The organism is Isoptericola sp. NPDC057559, assembly GCF_042801555.1.
GTDB lineage: Bacteria > Actinomycetota > Actinomycetes > Actinomycetales > Cellulomonadaceae > Isoptericola.
Genome location: NZ_JBHVFQ010000006.1, coordinates 134,890 through 151,980, shown reverse-complemented (window position 1 = coordinate 151,980; position 17,091 = coordinate 134,890). Strand labels below are relative to the sequence as shown.

The following is a 17,091-nucleotide window of genomic DNA, read 5'->3' as shown; positions in this document are numbered from 1 at the left end:
ACCCGCGAGACGGAGGGGCCCCCTCGCCGAGCCGGCGAGGGGGCCCTCCGTGTCGCGGCGGGTCAGCCGCCGCTGACGCTCAGCTCGGCCTCGCGCAGCTTGGCCTCGAACTCCGCGTCGAGGTCGCGCGAGTCCAGCCAGCCGTACGGCAGGTGCGGCTGCTTCGGGGAGCCGGCGCGGCCGCGCGGTCCCTCCGCGTCCTCGCCCGGGTAGGGCAGGTCGAGGTCGAGGGCGTCGAGGCGCTCGCGCAGCTCGGCCGTCGTGGAGACCATGGCGAGCTCGTGGCGGGCGTCGCCGCCGACGGCGTAGCCCTTGAGGTACCAGGCCATGTGCTTGCGCAGGTCGCGCATGCCCTTGCCCTCGTCGCCGTCGAAGTACTCGATCATCAGCTCGCCGTGGCGGTAGATCGCGTCGGCCACCTCGCGCAGTCCGGGGCGCACGCGCGTGGTGACGCCGTGGAACGCGGCCGCGAGGTCCGCGAACAGCCACGGCCGGCCCTGGCAGCCGCGCCCGACGACGACGCCGTCGGCGCCGGTCTCGCGCACCATGCGCAGCGCGTCCTCGGCCGACCAGATGTCGCCGTTGCCGAGCACCGGGACGGTGCGGACGGCCTCCTTGAGCCGCGCGATCGCGGTCCAGTCGGCCTGGCCGGAGTAGTACTCGGCGGCCGTGCGGGCGTGCAGCGCGACGGCTGCCACCCCCAGCGACTCCGCGACGCGGCCGGCCTCGAGGTAGGTGAGGTGGTCGTCGTCGATGCCCTTGCGCATCTTCACGGTGACGGGCACGCCGTGCGGCTCGGCGGCGCGGACCGCGGCCTGCACGATGTCGGTGAAAAGCTGCCGCTTCCACGGCAGGGCGGAGCCACCGCCCTTGCGCGTCACCTTGGGCACCGGACAGCCGAAGTTGAGGTCGACGTGGTCGGCGCGGTCCTCGGACGCGATGATCTTCACCGCGGCCCCGACGGTGGCCGGGTCCACGCCGTAGACCTGCGCCGAGCGCGGGGTCTCCTCCTCGCCGAACGTGACGATGCGCAGCGACTCGACGTTCCGCTCCACGAGGGCGCGGCTGGTCACCATCTCCGCGACGTACAGCCCGGGGTCGAAGCCCTGCGACGCCCCCGCCTCGCGGCACAGGGTGCGGAAGGCGCGGTTGGTGACGCCGGCCATCGGGGCCAGCACCACCGGGGTGTCCACGGTGATCGGCCCGATCTGCAGCGGCGGCAGGACGCGCGCGGCGGCGGCGGGGACGCCGGGTCCGGGCGCCGGCGTGCTGACGGGATCGAGGGTGGAGGTCACCTCCCCATTGTCGCAAACCCCGCCGGCCGCCCTGACCTCCCAGGACGTGATCTGTCGCGCGACGGCGCCCGGTGCCCTGACGAACCGCGGGCCGGAGGCCTACAGCCAGCCGTTGTCCTGGGCGATGCGCACGGCCTCGGCCCGCGTGCGGGCGCCGGTCTTGCCGATCGCCGCGGAGAGGTAGTTGCGCACCGTGCCCTCGGACAGGAAGGCGTCCGCGGCCACCTGCGCGACGGTGCCCCCGTCGGCGGCGAGCGCCAGTACGTGCCGCTCGCGCTCGGTGAGCGGGCTCGCGCCCACGGCCAGCGACGCCACGGCGAGCTCCGGGTCGACGGCGCGCAGCCCGGCGTGCACGCGCCGCACCGCGTCGGCGAGCTGCTCGGCGGGGGTGTCCTTGACGACGAACCCGCTCGCGCCGGCGTCCAGGGCGCGGCGCAGGTAGCCCGGGCGCCCGAAGGTCGTCACGACCAGCGCCCGGCAGGACGGCAGCTCGCGGCGCAGCGCCGCGGCCGCCGCGATGCCGTCCAGCCCGGGCATCTCGACGTCGAGGAGGGCGACGTCGGCGGCGTGCTCGCGGGCCGCGTCGAGCACCTCGTCGCCGCGGCCCACCTGCGCGACCACCTCGAGGTCGGGCTCGAGGTCGAGGAGGGCGGCGAGCGCGCCGCGCACGAGGGCCTGGTCGTCGGCGAGGAGCAGTCGGATCACGGGTCGATCCTGGCACCCGCGGGCGCGACGTCGTCGCGCGCGGTCACGGCGAGACGGAAGCCGCCGAGCGGGCTGGGGCCCGTCTCCAGCACGGCGCCGGCCTGCCCGGCGCGCGCGGCGAGGCCGGCGAGCCCGTGCCCGCCGCCCTCCTCCCGGGCCGCGGGCACGCCGCGGCCGTCGTCCTCGACGGCGAGCGTGCCGGCGGTGAGGGTCACGACGACGCGGGTCGCGCCCGAGTGCCGCAGCACGTTGGTGGTGCCCTCGCGCAGCACCCAGGCGAAGAGCTCGCGCCGCTCGGCGGGGACGGCGTCGACGGTGCCGGGGAGCTCGGCGGCGACCCCCGCGGCGTCGAGGGCCGTGCGGGCGGCGGCGAGCTCGCCGGCGAGGGTGACGCGCCGGGCGCCAGCGACGGTGCCGCGCACGTCGGCGAGCGCCCCGCGGGCGAGGTCCTGGATGTCCGCGACCTCGGCGGCGGCCCGCGCCGTCGGAGAGGAGGCCGCGCCGACGACGGGCGCGGCGCCGGCCGCGGCGAGGAGCTTGGCCGCCAGCTCGGCCTTGACGGAGATGACGGTGAGCGAGTGGCCGAGCACGTCGTGCATGTCGCGGGCGATGCGCTCGCGCTCGCGGGCGACGGCGAGGTCGGCGAGCTCCTGCTGCGCGGCGATCAGCCGCCGGTTGCGGTCGATGACCTGCGTGAACCCGTAGACGGCGGCGCTGGCCAGGACGACGGCGAGCGCGTTGCCGTCCTCGGGCGCCCAGCCGGGCAGCACGCGAGGCAGGACGAGCATGACGACGATGCTCGCCGCGACGATCCACAGGGCCGGACGGCCTCCGAGGGAGTAGATCGCCGTGACGCACACGAAGACGAGGCCCACCAGGCCGTGCTCGTGCGCGGCGAGGCACGACAGCCCGACGCAGGCGATCTGGACCACGATCAGCACGGTGGCGGCACGGCGCGGCACCCGGCCGCGGCGCTGCAGGGTGAGCACGGTCCCGGCGAAGATCCCGGCCACACCGAGCACGCCGAGGACGCCGACGACCCGCAGCGCGAGGTTCTCGGCGTCGAGCGACGCCGTGAGCGGTTCCGCGAGGAAGACGACCCAGACGACCGAGACGAGCAGCCCGATGCGCCGCCGTGCCCAGGGCGGCGCGCCCGGGGCCACGGGGCCGACGGGGTCGGACGCGAGGCCGCCCGCGGGCTCGGCGGGCGACGCGGCGGGGGACGTCGAGGTCACGTCCCCCACCGTGCCACGGCCGCGCACGCGGGCGCCGGAGCCGGTGCTCACACCCGCGCCGTGTCCTTGCGGAACCGCCAGGCGGCGCCGACGAAGAAGATCGCGGCCCAGGCCACGACGTTGAGGACGGCGGCGACGCCCAGGTCGCCGCCGAGCGGGGCGTGCACCAGCTCGGCGAGGCCGTACGTCGGGAAGAACCGGGCGACGTCCGCCCACCAGCCGTCGCCCAGCGGCACGAACAGGCCGCCGCCGAAGGACAGGAGCGCGAGCACCGGGCCGAGGATCTGCATGACGTTCTCCGCCGGCAGCAGGTAGCCCATGAACAGGCCGAACGCCGCGAAGACGAGCGAGCCCACCCAGGCGAGCAGGGCGCACAGGATCCAGGCGCCCACGGGCATCTGCGCCCCGGCGACCCCGGCCACCACGAGGGTGATGAGGACGGACCCGGCCCCGAGGGCCATCGCGGCGGCGAGCTTGACCGCCACGTAGACCGCGGGCCGCAGCGGCGTCAGGCGCAGCTGCCGGGTCCAGCCCTGGGCGCGCTCGACGGAGACGCTCGCGCCGCCGCCGGTGGCGGTGACCATCGCCCCGTACAGCGCCATCGAGACGGCGATCCAGGCGGTGACGTTGCCGTTCCCGGCGCTCTGGTCCTGGTAGTCGCCCTGCAGCCCGAAGATGAGGAAGAAGACGGGCGGCATCACGACGGAGAAGACGAGGTTGCGCCGGTTGCGCAGCGCGCGGCGCAGCTCGACGGCGAGGTAGGTGCGCACCGCGGTCGTGGTGCGGATGCGCGGCCGCGCGGCGGGGGTGCCGGCGAGGGCCGGCGTCGTGCCGGCGGTCGAGGTCGTGGCGCTCATCGGGTGGCTCCGTCCGTGCTGGGTGCTGCGGTGGCGGTGAGGGCGACGAACGCGTCCTCGAGGTTCTCGGAGGCGACCTCGAGGTCGCGCGCCGCGGTCTGGGTGAGCAGGAACCGGGCGACGACGTCGGAGTCGGGCGTGCGCACGACGAGCCGGGCGCCGCGGTGGTCGATGGCGTCCACGGCGGGCATCTCCCGCAGCCGCGCGGCGACGGCGGCGCGGTCGCCGTCGTCGTCGATCCGCGCGCTGACGGTGCGGCCGGACGCGAGGCTCTTCACCTCGGCGGTGGACCCGTCGGCGACGACCCGGCCCTGGCTGACCAGCACCACGCGGTCGGCGTACGTGTCGGCCTCCTCCAGGTAGTGGGTGGCGAACACGACGGTGCGGCCGGCGGCGGCGTCGGCACGGATGGCCGACCAGAACTCCCGGCGGCCCTCCACGTCCATGCCGGTGGTGGGCTCGTCCAGGAGGAGCAGGTCGGGCTCGCTGACCAGCGCCATCGCGAAGCGGAGGCGCTGCTGCTGGCCGCCGGAGCACTTGCCCACCATGCGGTCGGCGAGGTCGGCGATGCCGGCGCGCTCCAGGTACGGCACCGGCGAGCCGGTCTGGCCGAACAGCGCTGCGGTGAGGGCGACCGTCTCCCCCACGGTGATGTCGCGCAGCAGGCCTCCGGTCTGCATGACGGCGGCCACACGGCCGGCGGCGATCGCGGCGGCCGGGTCGGCGCCGAACACCTGCACAGTGCCGGAGCTGGGGGCGCTCAGGCCGAGCACCATGTCGATGGTGCTGGTCTTGCCGGCGCCGTTGGGGCCGAGGAAGGCCACCACCTCGCCGGGGGCGATCTCCAGGTCGATGCCGTCGACCGCGCGGACCGGGCCGGCGGACGACGGGAACTCCTTGCGCAGCCCGCGCAGGCTCAGCGCGGGGACGGGGCGGGTCGTCGAGGTCATGTCTCGATCCTCGCCGCGGGACGCTCTGACCTGCAGGGTCGCCTGTCACGACGTGGCCATGACATCTGTCACGGCGCTGGTGAGCACCCCACTACTCGTGCGAGAGTAGTCGGGTGTCAACGATCCGTCTCTTCGTCCTCGACTCCCTGGCGCGCCGCGGCGCGATGCACGGCCACCAGATGCGGGCGCTCGCCGACGAGGAGCACGTCGACCAGTGGACCGACATCACCGTCGGCTCCCTCTACGGGGCGCTCAAGCGTCTCGAGGCGGACGGCCTCATCGAGGCGGTCCGCACGGAGCGCGAGGGCAACTACCCCGAGCGCCGCGTGCTCGGCATCACGGCCGCGGGCCGTGCCGCACTGTCCCGGCTGCACGCCGCCACCCTGAGCGAGGTCGGGCTGCGCCCCGACCCCGTCGACCTGGCCGTCGCCCGCCCCCAGCCCGACACCCTGGACGACCTCCCCGACGTCGTGGCCGCGCGCCTCGCCGCCCTGCGGGACGCCCTCGACCACCACGACCAGCACCGGGCGCAGATCGACCGCTACCTCACCGTCGCCGAGCGCCTGTCCGTCTCCCACACCACCGACCGGCTCCGGGCCGAGATCACGTTCCACGAGCGCCTCCTGGCGTCCGTCCCCGAGATCGTCGCCGACGAGCGCTCCCCGAAGGACCCCTCATGACCGACACCACCCCGCCCGCGCGGGCCGCCGCACCGACCGTCGACCGCCGCACCTGGGTCTCCCTGGCGGTGATCCTGCTCGGCGTCGCGATGGCCCTGCTCGACACCACCATCGTCAACGTCGCCCTGCCCACGATCCGCACCAGCCTCGACGCCTCCGAGGCCACCCTGTCGTGGATCATCTCGGGCTACGCCCTGGCCTTCGGCCTCGCCCTCATCCCCGCCGGCCGCGTCGGCGACCGGTTCGGCCACACGTGGGTGTTCGTCGTGGGCCTCGCCGGCTTCACGCTGGCCAGCCTGTGGTGCGGGCTCGCCGACGGCCCGACGTCGCTGGTCGTGGCCCGCGTCGTGCAGGGCCTGTTCGGCGGCATCTTCTTCCCCGCCGTCACCGCGCTGATCCAGCTCATGTTCCCCGGCCCCCTGCGCGGCCGGGCGTTCGCCGTCATGGGCGCCACCATCGGCTTCTCCACCGCGCTCGGCCCGATCGTCGGCGGGCTCCTCATCGAGTGGTTCGGCACCGGCGACGGCTGGCGCTCGATCTTCTTCGTCAACCTCCCGTTCGGCGTGATCGCCGTCGTGGCCGCGCTCGCCCTGCTGCCGCGCATCGTGGCGGGCGGGGAAGCCCGGGGCGTCGACGGGGTCGGCCTCGTGCTGCTCGCCGGGTCGCTGGTCGCGATCCTCGTGCCGCTCATCCAGGGCCAGGACGCGGGCTGGCCGGTCTGGACCTGGGTGAGCCTGGTCGGCGGCGTCCTGCTCCTCGCGGCGTTCGGCGCGTGGGAGGTCGCCGTGGACCGGCGCGGCCGCAACCCCCTGGTCCCGCCGAAGCTGTTCGCGCACGGCCACTTCACGGGCGGCGTCATCCTCGCGCTGGTCTACTTCGCGGCCTTCACCAGCATCTTCTTCACCATCTCGATCCTCTGGCAGGCCGGCCTGGGGCACACCGCGCTGGAGTCGGGCCTCGTCTCGATCCCGTTCGCGATCGGCTCGATCATCGGGGCGTCGCAGAGCGACCGGCTGGCCGCCCGCCTCGGGCGCACGGTGCTCGTCGCGGGGACCGCGATGGTCGCGGTCGGCCTCGTCGCCCTGTGGATCCTGCTGGCCACGGTGCCCGCCACCGACCTCAACCACTGGATGCTGCTGCCCCCGCTGCTGGTGGCGGGCCTCGGGTCCGGCATGTTCATCGCGCCGAACGCGCAGTTCATCGTCGCCACGGTGGAGCCGTCGAGCGCGGGGGCCGCCTCCGGCGTCGTCGGCACCGCGCAGCGCGTCGGGTCCGCGGCCGGCATCGCCGTCGTCGGCTCCGTGCTCTTCGGCGCCCTGACGTTCCCCGCCGGGGCGCCCACGCCCGACGTCGTGGCGGAGGTCTTCACGCACGCCGCGTCGCTCGCGATGGCGGTCAGCGCCGCCCTCGCCGTGGTGGCCTTCGCCCTCGTGTTCGCCCTGCCGCGGCAGGTCTCACGCGGGCACTGACCACCACGGCGGGGCCGCCCGTCAGCCGAAGTTCACGCCCTGCGCGAGCGGGAGCTCGGTCGAGTAGTTCACGGTGTTGGTGACGCGTCGCATGTACTGCTTCCACGAGTCGGAGCCGGACTCGCGGCCGCCGCCCGTGGACTTCTCGCCGCCGAACGCCCCGCCGATCTCGGCGCCGGAGGTGCCGATGTTGACGTTGACGATGCCGCAGTCGGAGCCGACCTCGGACAGGAAGGTCTCCGCCTCGCGGACGTCGAGCGTGAAGATCGCGCTGCTGAGCCCCTGCGGGACGTCGTTGTGCAGGGCGATGGCCTCCTCCAGCGTGTCGTAGGTCAGCACGTACAGCAGCGGGGCGAACGTCTCCCGGCGCACGACGTCCGTCTGCCCCGGCATCCGCACCAGCGCCGGCGACACGTACGCCGCGGCGGGGGCGCCGTCCACGGCCACGGCCTCCCCGCCGACGACGACCGTGCCGCCGTCCGCCCGGGCCTCGTCGAGCGCGGCGAGCATCCGCTCGCGCGCGCCGGCGTCGGTGAGCGGCCCGACCAGCGTGCCCGCGGCGCGCGGGTCGCCCACCGGCAGCCCGGCGTACACGGACCGGAGGCGGTCCACGAGGTCGTCGACCACCGACGTGTGCACGATGAGGCGGCGCAGCGAGGTGCACCGCTGCCCGGCGGTGCCGGCCGCGGCGAACACGATGCCGCGCACGGCGAGGTCCAGGTCGGCCGACGGGGCGACGACGGCCGCGTTGTTGCCGCCGAGCTCCAGCAGGTAGCGGCCCCCGCGCCCGGCGACGACGGGCGCCACCTGCTGGCCCATGCGCTCCGAGCCGGTGGCGGACAGCAGCGCGACGCGCCGGTCGGCGACGAGCGCCTCCCCCGCCTCGCGGGCGCCGAGCACCACGGTGCTCACCGCCTCCGGGAACCCGGCCTCGGCCAGGGCCCGACGCAGGAGGGCGTTCGAGGCGAGGGCGCTGAGGGGCGTCTTCTCGCTCGGCTTCCACACGACGGTGTCGCCGCAGACCAGCGCGACGGCCGTGTTCCACGACCACACCGCGACCGGGAAGTTGAAGGCGCTGACGACGCCGACGACGCCGAGCGGGTGCCACTGCTCCATGAGGCGGTGGCCGGGGCGCTCGGACGGCATGGTGCGCCCGCCGAGCGACCGCGACAGTCCGACGGCGTAGTCGCAGACGTCGATCATCTCCTGCACCTCGCCGAGGGCCTCGGAGGTGATCTTGCCGGCCTCGATCGTCACGAGCTCGGCCAGGTCCGCCTTGTGCTCGGTGAGGAGCTCGCCGAGACGGCGCACGACGGCGCCGCGCACCGGGCCGGGCACCGAGCGCCAGGTGCGGAACGCCTCCGCGGCGGCGGTGACGGCCGCGTCGACGTCGGCGGCGCCCGCCTCGGGCAGGGTCAGCAGCGCCTCGCCGGTCAGCGGCGAGACGACGGGCAGCCCGCCGTCGGCCGCCGCGGGGGCATCGGCGCCGATCCGGCCGAGGGCGGCCAGCGCGGCGTCGCGCAGCTCGGCGGTGAGCGTGCTCGAGGTCGGGGTGTGGGTGGTCGACGTGGTCATGCCTGGGCTCCCTGGGTGGTGGAGGAACGGTCCCCGAGGGACGGGGTCTCGAGGGACTCGGGGTCGACGCCGAGGCGGGCCGCCGCGCGGTCGCGCGACGCCGCCACCTGCGCGGCGTACAGGTCGAAGGGGTCGAACAGCTCGCGCCCGACGGCGCCGGCCATCCAGTCGGCGTCCCGGTCCTCGCCGGCCTGGCTGGCGTCCTTGGAGCCCTCCTCGGTGAGGTTGGACTGGAAGATGCCGGCCGCCGAGCGGGGCAGGAAGTCCTCGTACACGATCGGCTCGCGGGTGAGCGCGCCCGGCCCGGCGGCCGCGGCGGGCACCTCGTAGGTGAAGTAGCCGAGCCCCTGCTCCACCAACCCGGCCTCGGTGTCCGGGAACGTCTCGCGCCAGACGTCGGGCGTCGCGCCCTGCACGATGGCGGCGTCGTAGCGCGCCCGGCCCTGCGGGGTGAGGGCGATGCCGCGCGCCTCGACCTCGCCGAACCGCACCCGCAGGGAGTCCTGCACCACCAGGCCGTCCGGCGTGCGGAACGTGCGCGGCTCCGCGAGCGCCCGGAACGACGTCTGCCGCAGCAGCACGTCCGGCCCCTCCCACAGCGGCGGGCCCTGGATGGCGTCGATCATCGTGATGCCGCGCGCCTCCATGCGGGCGTACAGGTCGTCGATGTCGAGCACGCGGGGCGTGAGGTGGTTGATGTGCGTGGAGGCGACGCCGCCGATGTCGGCGGCGACCGCGGAGACCGCCTCCAGCTCGCGGTACCAGGCCTGGTCGACGGGCTCGTGGGACAGCTCGAACGCCTCCGTGGCCAGCCGGAGGAACGTGGCGGCGTCATCGCCGGACAGGCCGCCGTCGGCCTCGGCGCGGTCCGCGAGCGCCAGCAGCTCGGGCCCGAAGAGCGTCCTGCTCCCCAGGAAGCGCTCGAGCCGCTGCTGCAGGTCCGCGCTGAAGAACCGGCGGTCGCCGGGCACCAGCAGGGACGTGAAGACGCGGAACGGGTTGCGGGCCAGCTCCTCGCGGTCCACGGGTCGGAACGCCGTCGAGACCACCGGCACGGACGACGACGAGGCGTCGCGCAGGTCGTAGAAGCCCACCGGGTGCATGCCCATCGCGCCGAAGACCCGCGCGACCTGCCGGATCTCCTCGGGCGTGCCCACCCGGATGGCGCCGTGCCGCTCCGCGGTGACCCGGTCGATGGAGCCCAGCCGCTCGGCGTCGGCGCCGCGGGCGCGCACGACGTCGGCGTTGACGTCGTGGGAGACCTCGAGCAGCGTCGTGTAGGCGGGCACCTCGCGGCCGTACATGTCGGACAGGGAGCGCGCGAACGCGGCGCGCAGCTGCCACGGTTCGAAGAAGGCGTCGGTCGTCACGGTGCGTTGCTCCCTCGCTCAGATGATGTTGGCCTCGGTGCGCGCCCGTCGCGCCCCGAAGCGGCCGGCGTCGAACGCGGACACGTCGACGCCGCGCGCCGCGGGCGTCCCCGCCCGCCCCAGGTAGAGGTCGGTGACGGCCTCGCCCACGGCGGGCGCCTGCAGGAAGCCGTGCCCGGAGAACCCGCAGGCGTACAGGACGCGGGCGCCGCCGGGGCCGGTGGGGGCCTCGCCGATGAGGGCGTCGTGGTCGGGCGTCAGCTCGTACAGCCCGGCCCAGCCGCCGGTCAGCGGCGCGTCGGCGAGCGCCGGGGTGGCGCGCGCGGCCAGGCCGCGCAACCACGGCTCCCACGCGGGGTCGTAGGTGGTGTCGAACCCGACCGGGGTGGCGGGCTCGGAGGCGCCGAGCAGCAGCGTGCCGCGGGCGTCGGCGTTGTGCAGGTAGTAGGTGGTGCCGAAGTCGATGGTGAACGGGAGGGTCGGCGGGGCCGGCTCCAGCGGCGCCGTGAAGGCGATCTGGCGGCGCACCGGCTCCACGGGCAGGTCGACGTCCACGAGGGCGCCGACGGCGCGCGACCACGCCCCGGCGCACACGACGACGGCGGGCGTGGTGACCCGGCCCCGTGGCGTCACGACCGTCGCCCGGCCGTCCGGGGCGGCCTCGACGGCCGTCACGGGCGCGTGGGTGACCACGGTCGCGCCGCGGGCCCGAGCCCCGCCCGCGTACCCGGCGACGACCTCGGCGGGGTGCGCCCAGCCGTCGCGCGGCGCGAAGGCCGCGCCGGCGTACGCGGTCGCGGCGAGGTAGGGGTTGAGACGGCGTGCCTCGGCCATGGTGAGCAGGCGGCTGTCGACGCCGCGGGAGCGCTGCATCGCGACGGACCCGGCGAACAGGTCGACGTCGTCGTCGGTCGGCAGGACGAACAGGTACCCGGCCTGGCGCAGCCCGACGTCCGCCCCCGGCCGGCGCCCGAAGTCCTCGAAGAGCTCCAGGCTGCGGTGGCCGAGGTCCACGTTGGCAGGGTCGGAGAACTGCGCGCGCACGCCGCCGATGGGCTTGCCCGAGCTCCCGCGGCCCAGCTCGCCGGACTCCAGCAGCACGACGTCCGCGCCCGCCTCGGCCAGGTGGAACGCGACGGACGCGCCCATCACCCCGCCGCCGACCACCACGGCGTCGGCCGTCCCGGGCACCGCCACGGGTCCTGCGTCCGGCACCCGACCTCCCTCGCTCGGCGTCCTGCGCTGCGGGCGGTCCGTCATGACGTCGACGGCGCTCGCCCGGTCTCATCGTGCCGAGCGGGAGCGGTCAGCACCATCGAAGGTTCCTCGTGCCTACCGTGCAGATTCTCTCTACGGTAGGAGGCGCGCGACCGGGCGCACGATGGAGTGTGGAGGTGGTCGGTGGACACGTCGTCGCACGATCTGCCCTGGCCCGCGCTGCGGGCCCTGCGAGCGCTGGCCGAGCACGGCACGATGACGGCCGCCGCGGCCGCCCTCGGGTACACGACGGGCGCCGTCTCCCAGCAGCTCGCCGTCCTCGCGCGGCACCTCGGCACGGAGGTCGTGCGCCCGCACGGCCGCGGCGTCGCGCTCACCGAGGCTGGCGCCGTGCTCGCCGCACGGGCCGAGGACCTGCTGGTGGCCCAGCGCGACGCCGTCGACGCCGCGCGGGCCGCCACCCGCGACACGGTCGGCACGGTGCGCGTCGGGGCGTTCGCCACCGTGGCCGCGAACATGCTGCCCCGCCTGGTGGCGGGGCTCGCCGCCACCCACCCCCGGGTGACGCTCGAGGGCTTCGAGCTCACGGTCGACGACGTGGCGGCAGCGGTGCGCCGCGGCGACGTGGACCTCGGCCTCGGCCTCGACTACCCGGGCGCGCCGATCCCCCGCGTCCCCGGCACCACGCTGCGCCCGCTGCGCACGGAGCGGTTCGCCCTCGTCTCCGCGCCGACGTCCGACCTGCCGGACCGCCTCGCGCTCGCCGACCTGGCGGAGGTGCCGTGGATCCTGCCGCCGCAGGCCACGCACTACGGCGCGGCGGTGCGGCACGCGTGCCGGGCCGCGGGGTTCGAGCCGCGCGCGGCGCACGAGGTGAACGACACGTCCACCACGCTCGCGCTCGTCGCGCAGGGCCTGGGCGTCGCGCTCGCGACCCCGATGATGCGCACCCTGCGCACCTGGGGCGACCTGCACACCAGCACGCTGCGCGACCTCGTCGAGCGCGAGGTGGTGCTGCTGGAGCCCAGCGGCGCGCCGCGGCGGCCCGCCGTCGACGCGCTCACCCGGGTGATCGAGTCGGTGGTGCACGGCAGCCTCACGGGCGACGACGGCGCCCCGCACCCAGGATGGTGACCGGGGCACCGGCGCACCCGCGGGCCCTGTCGACCGCGCCCACCACGGCGACCGCGCCCACCGAGGAGACCCCGTGCGGATCAGCATCAACGTCACCGACCAGTCCTGGCCCGGCGCCCTGCCCGACGGGCTCGCCGACGTCGCGCGCCGCGCCGAGGACGCCGGCGCCGACACCCTCTGGCTGCCCGACCACCTGGTGCAGGCCGACCCGACGCTGCCGCCGGAGCACGACGACCAGCTCGAGGCGTACACGGCGCTGGGCTACCTCGCCGCGCGCACGTCGCGGATCCGGCTGGGCACGATGGTGAGCGCCGCGACCTTCCGGGCGCCGGCGCTGCTCGTCAAGGCCGTCACGACGCTCGACGTGCTCAGCGGCGGCCGCGCCTGGTTCGGGGTGGGCGCCGGCCACCAGGCGCAGGAGGCCGCGGACATGGGCCTGGACCTGCCCGGCACCAGGGCCCGGCTGGACCGGCTGGCCGACGTGCTGCGCCTGGCCCGCCGCATGTGGGCCGGGGACGAGTCGCCGTTCACCGGCAGCGACGGGCTGCGGCTGGAGCGGCCGCGCTGCCGGCCCGCGCCCGCCACGCCCGGCGGCCCGCCCGTCCTCGTGGGCGGCGCGGGCGAGCGCCGCACGCTGCGCCTCGTGGCCGAGCACGCCGACGCCTGCAACGTCTTCGACCTGCCCGACGACGGCGCCACGGTGCGGCACAAGCTGGCCGTCCTGGCCGACCACTGCGCCGACGTCGGGCGGGACGTCACCACGATCGACCGCACGCTCAGCGCCCGGCTCGCGCCCGGGACCACCGCCGACGAGCTGGCCGCGAAGGCGGAGACCGCCGCCGGATGGGGCATCACCCACCTCGTGCTCATCACGCCGCGGCCGTGGGACGCCGGCGCGCTGGCCGCCGTCGGCGGCGCCGTGGAGCGGGTCGCGGACGCGTGAGCGCACCCCACCCCGCGCGGCGCCTCCCCTCGGCCGAGGACGGGCATCACGGACGTACCCGACACCGTGCGTGCATCCAGAAGACGTGGCACGGTCGGTCCGCCACGCCGTCGCACGGACGGCGTGCGGAGACTGGAGGTTCCCATGCCCGCGTGGCTCGTCCTCATCATCATCGGCGTCGTCCTGGTGATCCTCGGCGTCGCGACCAACATCGGCCAGTTCCTCATCTGGATCGGCGTGATCGTCCTGGTCGTGAGCCTGGTGCTCGGCCTGCTGCGCAGGAACCGCGCCTAGCGGGGACGGCGCCTCGCACGACGGTGCCCGGGTCCGCCGCAGCGGACCCGGGCACCGTCGTGCGGGGCGGGTCAGAACGCGGCGAGGTGCTCCGCGAGGTAGGCCGTCACCTTGGGCAGCGCGACGCGCTCCTGCGTCATCGTGTCGCGGTGGCGGATCGTGACCGCGTCGTCGTCGAGGGTGTCGAAGTCGACGGTGACGCAGAACGGCGTGCCGATCTCGTCCTGGCGGCGGTAGCGGCGGCCGATGGCGCCGGCGTCGTCGAAGTCGACGTTCCAGCTCCGACGCAGCTCCGCGGCGAGGTCGCGCGCCTTGGGCGACAGGGCCTCGTTGCGCGACAGCGGGAGGACGGCGGCCTTGACCGGCGCGAGGCGCGGGTCGAGGCGCAGCACCGTGCGCTTGTCGACGCCGCCCTTGGTGTTGGGCGCCTCGTCCTCGGCGTACGCCTCGACGAGGAACGCCATGAGCGAGCGGGTCAGGCCCGCGGCCGGCTCGATGACGTACGGCAGCCAGCGCTCGTTCGTGGACTGGTCGAAGAACGACAGGTCCTTGCCCGAGTGCTCCGAGTGCGTCTTGAGGTCGAAGTCGGTGCGGTTGGCGACGCCCTCGAGCTCGCCCCACTCGCTGCCGGAGAAGCCGAAGCGGTACTCGATGTCCACCGTGCGGGTGGAGTAGTGCGACAGCTTCTCGGCCGGGTGCTCGTACAGGCGCAGGTTCTCGGGGTCGATGCCGAGGTCCGTGTACCAGGCCATGCGGGTGTCGATCCAGTACTGGTGCCACTCGGCGTCCGTGCCCGGCGCGACGAAGAACTCCATCTCCATCTGCTCGAACTCGCGGGTGCGGAAGATGAAGTTGCCCGGCGTGATCTCGTTGCGGAACGACTTCCCGATCTGCGCGATGCCGAACGGCGGCTTCTTGCGCGACGCCGCGGCCACGTTCGAGAAGTTCACGAAGATGCCCTGCGCGGTCTCGGGGCGCAGGTAGTGCACGCCGGACTCGTCCTCGACCGGGCCGAGGTACGTCTTGAGCATCATGTTGAAGTCGCGCGGCTCGGTCCACTGGCCACGGGTGCCGCAGTTCGGGCAGGCGATCTCGGCGAGGCCGCCCTCGGGCGCGCGGCCCTTCTTCTCCTCGAACTCCTCGATCATGTGGTCCTCGCGGAACCGCTTGTGGCACGAGAGGCACTCGGTCAGCGGGTCGTTGAACGCGCCGAGGTGGCCGGACGCGTGCCACACCGGGGTGGGCAGGATGACCGCGGAGTCGAGGCCCACGACGTCGTCGCGGCGCGTCATCGCACGCCACCACTGCTGCTTGATGTTCTCCTTCAGCTCCACGCCGAGGGGCCCGTAGTCCCACGCGGAGCGCGTACCGCCGTAGATCTCGCCGGACTGGAACACGAAACCTCGCCGCTTGGCGAGGGAGACGACGGCGTCGAGCTTGGCGGTCGGGGACGGTGCTGCCACGGATCACTCCTGGGTGTCGGGCCGCCACGTGGCTCGTGGGGCCGGTGCGGGGAACGCCGCAGCCTCAGCACGTCGGGGTCCGACGTCGGCCGGCTGCGGTGGCACCAGCCTACCGGGGCGCGTCGCCGGGTCGGGGTGACGATCTCGCGCCCGCTCGATCGTCATGGGGGTACGCACGACAATGATCGAGACCCGAGGAGGCGCACCATGCGCTACGCACTGCTGCTGCACAACCCCGAGCCCGCCCCCGGCGAGATCCCCGCGGAGGGGATCGCCGAGATGGAGCGGCTGTTCTCCGAGTACGCCGACGCGCTCGTGGGCGCCGGCGTCCTCGTCGGGGCCGACATCCTGCAGTTCTCCCACGCCACCACCACCGTCACGCGCCGCACCGGAGCCACGCAGGTCCAGGACGGCCCGTTCGCCGAGACCAAGGAGGCGCTCGCGGGCGTCTTCGTCGTCGACGTGCCGGACCTCGACGCCGCAGTCGCCTGGGCCGAGAAGTGCCCCGGCGCCACCTACGGGTCGGTCGAGGTGCGCCCGGTCGCGACGTCGGTCGTGGGCGGTTCCTGGACCGGGAACGGCCCGGCGGAGTAGGAGCCGTCGTGCCGGTCACGACGACCGCCGGCGACGGCGCGTCCGACGCGGCGGCCGCGGCCGCGCGGGACGGCTACGGCCGCCTCGTCGCGCTGCTGGCCGCCGGGTCGGGCGACCTGCAGGCCGCCGAGGACGCGCTCGGCGACGCGCTGGAGCGTGCCCTGCGGACGTGGCCCGCCGACGGCGTGCCCGACAACCCCGCCGGCTGGCTCCTCACCGTCGCGCGCCGCCGCCTGCGCGACCGGCAGCGGTCGGCCGAGGTGGCGCGCACCGTGCCGCTGGTGCCCGAGCGCCACGCGCCCGCGCGGCTCGAGGACGTGGACCCGGACGCGGTGGGCGACCGCCGGCTGGAGCTGATGCTCGCGTGCGCGCACCCCGCCGTCGACCCCGTGGCCCGCACGCCGCTGATGCTCACCACCGTGCTCGGGTTCACCGCGGCCCAGGTGGCGCCCGCGTTCTCGGCGCCCGCCGCGACGATGGCCACGCGGCTCACGCGCGCCAAGCGGCGGATCCGGGACGCCGGCGTGCCGTTCGCGCTCCCCGACCGCTCCGCTCTGCCCGGCCGCATGGTCGACGTGCTCGAGGCCGTCTACGGCGCGTACGTCGTGGAGTGGGCGACCGCCGACGCCGAGCCCCGCCCCCTGCCCTCCGAGGCCCTGCGCCTCGCCGAGGTGCTCGCGCAGCTCGCGCCCGACGACCCGGAGGTGCGCGGCCTGGCCGCCCTCGTCCTGCTCTCCTCCGCCCGTGCCGCCGCCCGCACCGACGCCGCCGGGCGGTTCGTGCCCCTGGCCGACCAGGACCCGGCGCGGTGGGACGCCGCGGCGATCGCCCGCGCCCACGCGCACCTGCGGGCGGCGCACGCCCGCGGCGCGGTGGGCCGGTTCCAGCTCGAGGCGGCCGTCCAGGCGGTGCACTGCGCCCGCCGGCCCGGTGAGCCGCCCGACCTGGACGCGCTGCGGCGGCTGCACGACGCGCTGCAGCAGGTGGCGCCCTCGCTCGGCGGCGCCGTGGCGCGCGCGGCCGTGGTCGCCGAGACCGACGGCCCCGCCGCCGGGCTGGCCGCCCTCGACGCGCTGGGCGACCCGGACGGACCCGGCAGGTCCGAGGCCCGAGTCTCCCGGTTCCAGCCCGCCTGGGCCGTGCGCGCCGACCTCCTCGCCCGCCTCGGCCGCCCGGGCGACGCCGCGGTCGCCTACGACCGCGCGCTCGCGCTGACCTCCGACCCCGCCCTCCGCGCCCACCTCCGGTCCCGGCGCGCCGGGCTGCCGTCGCCCCGTGCGAGTTGACAACGGTTCTCAACTTCCTGAGA

At 75.5% G+C, this 17,091-nt stretch carries 16 protein-coding genes; 7 read left to right on the top strand and 9 right to left on the bottom strand.

What is annotated here, in order from left to right:
• Positions 1-62: 62 nt before the first annotated feature.
• From dusB to ACFU5J_RS08800, 5 genes are all read right to left on the bottom strand, one after another.
• Positions 63-1,295, bottom strand: a complete 1,233-nt coding sequence (gene dusB, locus ACFU5J_RS08820) for a tRNA dihydrouridine synthase DusB (RefSeq protein WP_430578477.1) — start codon at positions 1,293-1,295, stop codon at positions 63-65.
• A gap of 99 nt (positions 1,296-1,394) precedes the next feature.
• Complete coding sequence (locus ACFU5J_RS08815) at positions 1,395-2,000, bottom strand: response regulator (RefSeq protein WP_430576113.1); 606 nt, start codon at positions 1,998-2,000, stop codon at positions 1,395-1,397.
• Positions 1,997-3,235: a sensor histidine kinase gene (locus ACFU5J_RS08810; RefSeq protein WP_430578476.1), complete on the bottom strand. Its 1,239-nt coding sequence runs from the start codon at positions 3,233-3,235 to the stop codon at positions 1,997-1,999. The genes ACFU5J_RS08815 and ACFU5J_RS08810 overlap by 4 nt, the downstream gene beginning before the upstream one ends.
• 47 nt (positions 3,236-3,282) lie before the next feature.
• A complete protein-coding gene (locus ACFU5J_RS08805) occupies positions 3,283-4,092 on the bottom strand; it encodes an ABC transporter permease (protein WP_430578475.1) in 810 nt (269 codons plus the stop codon).
• A complete protein-coding gene (locus ACFU5J_RS08800; RefSeq protein ID WP_430576116.1) occupies positions 4,089-5,042 on the bottom strand; it encodes an ABC transporter ATP-binding protein in 954 nt (317 codons plus the stop codon). The genes ACFU5J_RS08805 and ACFU5J_RS08800 overlap by 4 nt, the downstream gene beginning before the upstream one ends.
• Before the next feature lie 113 nt (positions 5,043-5,155).
• Between ACFU5J_RS08800 and ACFU5J_RS08795 the strand changes: the two genes are divergently transcribed.
• The gene (locus ACFU5J_RS08795) at positions 5,156-5,722 is read left to right on the top strand and encodes a PadR family transcriptional regulator (RefSeq protein WP_430578474.1); all 567 of its coding nucleotides are present in this window, start codon (positions 5,156-5,158) and stop codon (positions 5,720-5,722) included.
• Positions 5,719-7,191 (top strand): MFS transporter, encoded by a 1,473-nt coding sequence (locus ACFU5J_RS08790; protein WP_430578473.1) that lies wholly within the window; start codon positions 5,719-5,721, stop codon positions 7,189-7,191. The genes ACFU5J_RS08795 and ACFU5J_RS08790 overlap by 4 nt, the downstream gene beginning before the upstream one ends.
• A 21-nt stretch (positions 7,192-7,212) precedes the next feature.
• Here ACFU5J_RS08790 and ACFU5J_RS08785 read toward each other — a convergent pair whose 3' ends face one another.
• Genes ACFU5J_RS08785 through ACFU5J_RS08775 form a run of 3 tightly spaced genes read right to left on the bottom strand, consistent with a single transcriptional unit; the run spans position 7,213 to position 11,351 of the window.
• On the bottom strand, positions 7,213-8,766 hold the full coding sequence (locus tag ACFU5J_RS08785; protein WP_430578472.1) for an aldehyde dehydrogenase family protein: 1,554 nt from the start codon (positions 8,764-8,766) through the stop codon (positions 7,213-7,215).
• Positions 8,763-10,136 carry a 2-oxoadipate dioxygenase/decarboxylase family protein gene (locus ACFU5J_RS08780; protein WP_430578471.1) on the bottom strand — a complete coding sequence of 458 codons (1,374 nt, stop codon included), beginning with the start codon at positions 10,134-10,136 and terminating at the stop codon, positions 8,763-8,765. Before ACFU5J_RS08780 ends, ACFU5J_RS08785 begins: the two co-directional genes overlap by 4 nt.
• 18 nt (positions 10,137-10,154) lie before the next feature.
• Entirely contained in the window at positions 10,155-11,351 is a 1,197-nt protein-coding gene (locus tag ACFU5J_RS08775) for an NAD(P)/FAD-dependent oxidoreductase (RefSeq protein ID WP_430578470.1), read from the bottom strand.
• A 186-nt stretch (positions 11,352-11,537) separates the two neighbouring features.
• Here ACFU5J_RS08775 and ACFU5J_RS08770 point away from each other — a divergent pair, with 186 nt between their 5' ends.
• The 3 genes from ACFU5J_RS08770 (at position 11,538) to ACFU5J_RS08760 (ending at position 13,725) form a co-directional block, all read left to right on the top strand.
• Positions 11,538-12,488 carry a LysR family transcriptional regulator gene (locus ACFU5J_RS08770; protein ID WP_430576122.1) on the top strand — a complete coding sequence of 317 codons (951 nt, stop codon included), beginning with the start codon at positions 11,538-11,540 and terminating at the stop codon, positions 12,486-12,488.
• 73 nt (positions 12,489-12,561) lie between these two features.
• Positions 12,562-13,431 (top strand): LLM class flavin-dependent oxidoreductase, encoded by an 870-nt coding sequence (locus ACFU5J_RS08765; protein ID WP_430578469.1) that lies wholly within the window; start codon positions 12,562-12,564, stop codon positions 13,429-13,431.
• A gap of 144 nt (positions 13,432-13,575) precedes the next feature.
• On the top strand, positions 13,576-13,725 hold the full coding sequence (locus ACFU5J_RS08760; RefSeq protein ID WP_430576124.1) for a hypothetical protein: 150 nt from the start codon (positions 13,576-13,578) through the stop codon (positions 13,723-13,725).
• 71 nt (positions 13,726-13,796) lie between these two features.
• On the opposite strand, the gene ACFU5J_RS08755 is transcribed toward ACFU5J_RS08760, so the two are convergent.
• Positions 13,797-15,188: a glycine--tRNA ligase gene (locus tag ACFU5J_RS08755; protein ID WP_430578468.1), complete on the bottom strand. Its 1,392-nt coding sequence runs from the start codon at positions 15,186-15,188 to the stop codon at positions 13,797-13,799.
• Between the two features lie 207 nt (positions 15,189-15,395).
• On the opposite strand from ACFU5J_RS08755, the gene ACFU5J_RS08750 reads away from it, so the two are divergent.
• On the top strand, positions 15,396-15,782 hold the full coding sequence (locus ACFU5J_RS08750; protein ID WP_430576126.1) for a YciI family protein: 387 nt from the start codon (positions 15,396-15,398) through the stop codon (positions 15,780-15,782).
• An 8-nt stretch (positions 15,783-15,790) separates the two neighbouring features.
• Positions 15,791-17,068, top strand: coding sequence for an RNA polymerase sigma factor (locus tag ACFU5J_RS08745; protein WP_430578467.1), 1,278 nt, complete (start codon positions 15,791-15,793; stop codon positions 17,066-17,068).
• Positions 17,069-17,091 lie beyond the last annotated feature (23 nt).